Source organism: Methanobrevibacter sp. (genome assembly GCF_036307625.1).
Lineage (GTDB): Archaea > Methanobacteriota > Methanobacteria > Methanobacteriales > Methanobacteriaceae > Methanocatella.
In genome coordinates this window covers 1-5,013 of the sequence record NZ_JAXJXF010000059.1, presented here as the reverse complement: position 1 = coordinate 5,013, position 5,013 = coordinate 1, and the positions used below count along the sequence as shown (strand labels likewise).

Sequence of the window (5,013 nt, the reverse complement as noted above, 5' to 3'; positions counted from 1 at the left end):
CTTACGTAGAGATATTGAACTTTATGAGACAAAAGAGTTCCATACAGTCATTCTTGATGAAGCACAATACATCAAGAATCCAAAAACAAGAAATGCATTATGTGTTAAACAGTTAAAATCAAAACAACGTTTTGCATTAACTGGAACACCTATTGAAAACTCACTTGCTGAAATGTGGTCAATTTTTGACTTCTTAATGCCACATTATTTATATAACTATTCATACTTCTTAGAAAACTTTGAAAAACCAATTGTGAAAGATGAAGATGAAGATAAACAAAATGAATTGGAAAAGGAGATTAAAATGAAACCCGAAACAGAAGCATTATTCAGGCAAGTTTTTGAAGAAGTTAACAGAAAATGGGAACATCTTGAAAAAGAAGAAGCTAGAAAAGAAGGTAGAAAAGAAGGAATAAAAGAAGTTGCAAAAAATTTAAAAAAAGTGCATACTGATTTAGAAATTTCAAACCTGACAGGATTAAGTATTTCAGAAGTTAAAAAGTTATAATAATCATCCAATAATATTCCTAATATTTTAAAATCACCTTACAATATACTGACCCGGATTTAAAAAGTCATCCAAAAATTCCAAATCAATGTCTTCAACATCGATAAATTCATAAGTATTGATTAAATTCTTTTTAAGGTTTTTTCCAACTTTAATAAGACCAATATTTTCCTTTGTGAATATATGAGAAATCAAATCAACTGCATTGTTGAATTCCCTTTTTTGAGAGTGAACCAAAAAGTCACCCTGAACATAGCAGTTCTGGCGACCATATTTTTTGACGAAATTTTCACAGGCATTGTTTATGAAAACCTTAGGTCCTACATTAACAGTTATATCATTTAGTTTTGATGAAGCCATTTCAAGCAAAATAACTCCATTTATTATCTCATCACTCCAGTAATCTGCTTTAAATACATTGAACTCTTCATCGTTCAATTTCCTTTCAAGAGCTTCGCAGGTCTTTTTAAGCTGCGGATGAAGGGTGTCCAACGGCATGTCAGGAATGTCAAATCTCAATGCAATCAAATCGCTGTTTCTTGATTTGAATTCATTTAGGATATCATCCTTATTCAAATTGCGTTTGAGAGGGTAAAAATAGTCTTCCTTATTGTCAGAGGATATGTAATTTCGTGCGGACTGTATGAATTCAGCCATCTTATCCAGCCTTAATGCAGCACCGACATTCCTATTTTCATCTGTAGGGTCAATTACAATCAAAGGATCGTTGAATTGACCGGATGTTCCATATTCTTCAAGGTCTATTATTTCTCCAAATTTCCAGTTGATGGCGGCTTTTAGTGTATTTTCGAAATTCCCATAATGAATAATAAGCAGTTCACACAGATATCCTGCAAATCCACCTACCTTAAACTCAGATCCATAAGTTCCGGTCATTGCCATGAAACGTTTTAGGAGCAAAATTTCATCGTCCTGCCCTTCGTTTAACTTTTCTTTGACATATCTTGTATGAAGAATTGTTCTGTCAACCGCCGATTTGAGTTGACTTCCATCTTCGATAGCATAGCAGGGCACGATATCAACTTCACATCCTTTAATATGGGTTGTGACATATGGATGTGATGCGAAGTGATGCTCAGGAATACCGTCAAACTCATCACAGCACGCATGAGCCAATTTAAGACCATAATCCTTTAAATCTTTTTTATCAGTATCCAATGGAAATGCTATGAAGATATCAATGTCTGACTTTCCCTTAAGTGCAGTGTTTTTGGCAACGGAACCTACCAGATTGACTTGGGCATCAATATCATTGCTGCCACACATATCCTGCAGAAAGTTCATTATGGAAGAGGATACTTCATCAATATGATTTTTTTCATCTTCAGTAGGTTTGATATCTTTTAAAATAGCTTCATAATCCATGTAATCACAATTCAAATATATTTATATCATCATAAATTGGTCCGGATGGCTTTAAAGTGGATTTTTTAAGAATAATCCTATCAACGCACATCTCACCAATTTCAACATCACTTAAAGTTTCTATTTGAGACTTGACTTCTTTTTTGTTTTTAGCTGATTTCATTCGGCCAATAGTCAAATGAGATGAGAATCTTTTATCTGCCTCAAATCCAAGTTTTTTGAATTCAACATCCAATTTATCATGCAAGTCCTTTAAGGTTCCGTCCTCTTCGATTCCAATCCAAATGACCTTGATGTGATTTTCATTTGGAAATGCGCCGCAACCCTTGATTTTAATGTTGAATGGATTGAACTCAGACCCCACATTTGATATTTTCTCTGAAAGCAAATCTATGCCCTCCACATCAATATCTCCGAAAAACTTTAAAGTCAAATGAAGGTTCATCAAGTCCACATACTTGACATTTGCATCTGTCTTTTTGAAATCCTTAATAATTCTATTGATTTTGGGTTTTAAATCATCATCCAAATCAATTGCAAGAAAAGCTCTGATTTCAGGCATTAAATCTCCTCATTGTTCTATAATTGTTTCATCAATAGCTATACCGAAGTGGCGAGCACTGCTTTCAATGTAAACTTTTACTTTGTCGCCCGCTTTTACATCAGCTACAGATAAAGGTTCATCGTTTTCATCAACAATCCTGATTGTTTCAGCATTTTGAAGCAGAGTTCGTATGGTTTGACCTTCGTATTCGGCTTCAATCAATATCAATGGCCTTCTTTCAATCTTACTTCTTCCGACATATGCTGTTCTTGTCTCACCTTTGGTGTTTACAATCAACACCTCATCTCCGGCAACAAGTTCTGAGAGATATCTTGTCTTATTTCCCGGAACCATCACGTAAGCCTGAACAGGTCCTGCATTCACTCTGAATGGACGTGAAGCAACATATTCACTTTCCAATGATTCTGAGTGAACCAAAAACATGGATTTTGAATATGAACCTATCAGCATTCCTTCACCCGGTTTCATCATGTCTGTTGTATCAACGCAAACCCTGTCTCCTGAGCCCAATGGTTTTACATTGGTTACGGTAGCCACTTTCAATTCATACTTTATTTGAGAAGCTTTAACAACTTCTTCAGCTATTTTTTTGGTTTTATTGAAGTCATTAGCTTCAAATATTACACCATCAGTACCATGTTCTAATGTTTCAAGTGCTACACGTGCACCGTCAAGGTCCTGTACTGCAGCAATGATATTTACATCTACCTTTTGCAAGTCCGCAATGATGTTTTCAAGAGGAATGATTGTCCAGTCGGTTCCGACAAGAATAATATAGTCAACAATTGAACCCAATTTTACAGCCAATTGTTCATGAGCCTTATCTATTATTTTTATATATGCGCATACACTTTTTCCTTCGCTTTTTGCCTTTTTAGCATTAGCAATGTCTACTGAATCAGTGAAGTTGTCTTTCAACTCTACAAATCCGTCACCTTCACCGTTGATGCCTACCAAATAGATATCTGCATCGTCAGAATTTGCAATTATCTTTACATTACCAAGTTTTCTGATTTGTTCTATATCATCTAAATCAAGAACATGGTCAATTCCTGATTCAAGTGCAGTAGTTATCATTTCCTTTTTGTCATCCCACAATTCATCAGGAGTGCTTATCCAAGCGAATTTGTTTTGCATGCAATCACCTTATTTCAAGAATTTTAAAGCTTCATCAACTTCAAGGTCATGATGAACTACTTCTGCAATAGCCCTTGTAATTTTGCCAGGGTTTTCAGCCTGGAACAAGTTACGTCCGAATGCAACTCCAGCACCGCCAACTTCAAGAGAATCCTTAACCATCTGCAGTAATTCCTCATCAGTTTCCACTTTTGGACCGCCTGCGATAACAACCGGTACGATTGCTCCTTCGACAACCTCTTTAAAGGAATCAGGATCTCCAGTATAATTGGTTTTGACAATGTCCACTCCAAGTTCTGAACCTACACGTGCTGCATGTTTTACAAATTCAACATCATGCTCATTTTCAACCTTTTGTCCACGCGGGTACATCATTGCAAGCAAAGGCATTCCCCAGTAGTCACATGTTTCAGCGATTTCACCCAATTCCTGCAACATTTGGCTTTCTGTTTCAGAACCTAAGTTTACATGAATAGATACTGCATCCGCTCCAAGCTGAATAGCTTTTTCCACACTTGTTACGATTACCTTATCGTTTGGATCAGGTGCAAGAGAGGTACTTGCAGAAAGGTGTACAATAAGACCTATGTCCTCACCGTAACCACGGTGCCCTTGTTGTACTATACCTTTATGCATCAATATTGCATCAGCTCCACCCTGAGATATGCTTTCTACAGTTTCATCCATGTCGATGATTCCTGGAATTGGTCCGCTGGATACACCATGGTCCATTGGTGCTATTACAGTTCTTTTAGTATTTCTGTTAATGATTCTTTCTAAACGAATCTTTTTACCTATCATCATATTACCTCATCATTAAGTTATGAATTATATTTTTCTTAATTAACATATATAATATTAATTGTACAAATCTAGACAACTATGTAAAGAATACTATATTAATTCTGAAAAATGATAAAAAAATTAGAATATATGATAAACATAAATCTAAACTTATGAAATAATCATATAGAAATTCATTGATTAAAATAATAAAACATATACAGGATATGCTAAAAAAATTAAAGATTTAAAAAATCATCAAAAAATAATGACCCTTTAGGACTTTTACGTATATCATTGAAATTTTTACAGACATGGTCCAGCAAAAATTCACCGTATTCAGTGATTTCATAAAATTTCACTTTCTTATTATCCTTAAAAACATCTTCACCAGCAATTAGACTATTATCTTCCATATCCTTTAAAATAGGATACATCTTACTGGGATTGGACTTTTTTAAATTACCTGAAATAATTAAAATTTCAAAAATATCTGAAAATTCCTTTGAAATATTGTATCCATGAATCGGACCATAATGTTTTATAATCCATAAAATTAAAAAACGAGAAATTCCATTAACAGTATGTTTGACAATCTTGTCTTTCTTAATAAACTCAGAATATTCACTATTTT

Annotated in this window: 6 protein-coding genes; 1 reads left to right on the top strand and 5 read right to left on the bottom strand. The window is 34.5% G+C overall.

The features are described 5' to 3' along the window. A partial coding sequence (locus tag UIB65_RS03460) for an SNF2-related protein (protein WP_330039733.1) occupies nucleotides 1–508 on the top strand: 508 nt, incomplete at its 5' end. 33 nt (nucleotides 509–541) lie between these two features. Here UIB65_RS03460 and cca read toward each other — a convergent pair. The 5 genes from cca to UIB65_RS03435 form a co-directional block, all read right to left on the bottom strand. Further along, nucleotides 542–1,894: a CCA tRNA nucleotidyltransferase gene (gene cca / locus UIB65_RS03455; RefSeq protein ID WP_330039732.1), complete on the bottom strand. Its 1,353-nt coding sequence runs from the start codon at nucleotides 1,892–1,894 to the stop codon at nucleotides 542–544. Nucleotides 1,895–1,898: 4 nt separating this feature from the next. Next, a complete protein-coding gene (gene thpR, locus UIB65_RS03450) occupies nucleotides 1,899–2,456 on the bottom strand; it encodes an RNA 2',3'-cyclic phosphodiesterase (RefSeq protein WP_330039731.1) in 558 nt (185 codons plus the stop codon). A 9-nt stretch (nucleotides 2,457–2,465) separates the two neighbouring features. Beyond that, entirely contained in the window at nucleotides 2,466–3,596 is a 1,131-nt protein-coding gene (locus UIB65_RS03445; RefSeq protein WP_330039730.1) for a 3-dehydroquinate synthase II, read from the bottom strand. A 9-nt stretch (nucleotides 3,597–3,605) separates the two neighbouring features. After that, a complete protein-coding gene (locus UIB65_RS03440) occupies nucleotides 3,606–4,400 on the bottom strand; it encodes a 2-amino-3,7-dideoxy-D-threo-hept-6-ulosonate synthase (RefSeq protein ID WP_330039729.1) in 795 nt (264 codons plus the stop codon). A gap of 218 nt (nucleotides 4,401–4,618) precedes the next feature. Further along, nucleotides 4,619–5,013 (bottom strand): PadR family transcriptional regulator (locus UIB65_RS03435; protein WP_330039728.1); only part of this gene is annotated, 395 nt, incomplete at its 5' end.

Bases quoted from the DNA above. Each gene is read 5' to 3' on its own strand.
- UIB65_RS03440 (WP_330039729.1), bottom strand. From the start codon at position 4,400: ATGATGATAGGTAAAAAGATTCGTTTAGAAAGAATCATTAACAGAAAT.
- UIB65_RS03445 (WP_330039730.1), bottom strand. From the start codon at position 3,596: ATGCAAAACAAATTCGCTTGGATAAGCACTCCTGATGAATTGTGGGAT.
- cca (WP_330039732.1), bottom strand. From the start codon at position 1,894: ATGGATTATGAAGCTATTTTAAAAGATATCAAACCTACTGAAGATGAA.
- thpR (WP_330039731.1), bottom strand. From the start codon at position 2,456: ATGCCTGAAATCAGAGCTTTTCTTGCAATTGATTTGGATGATGATTTA.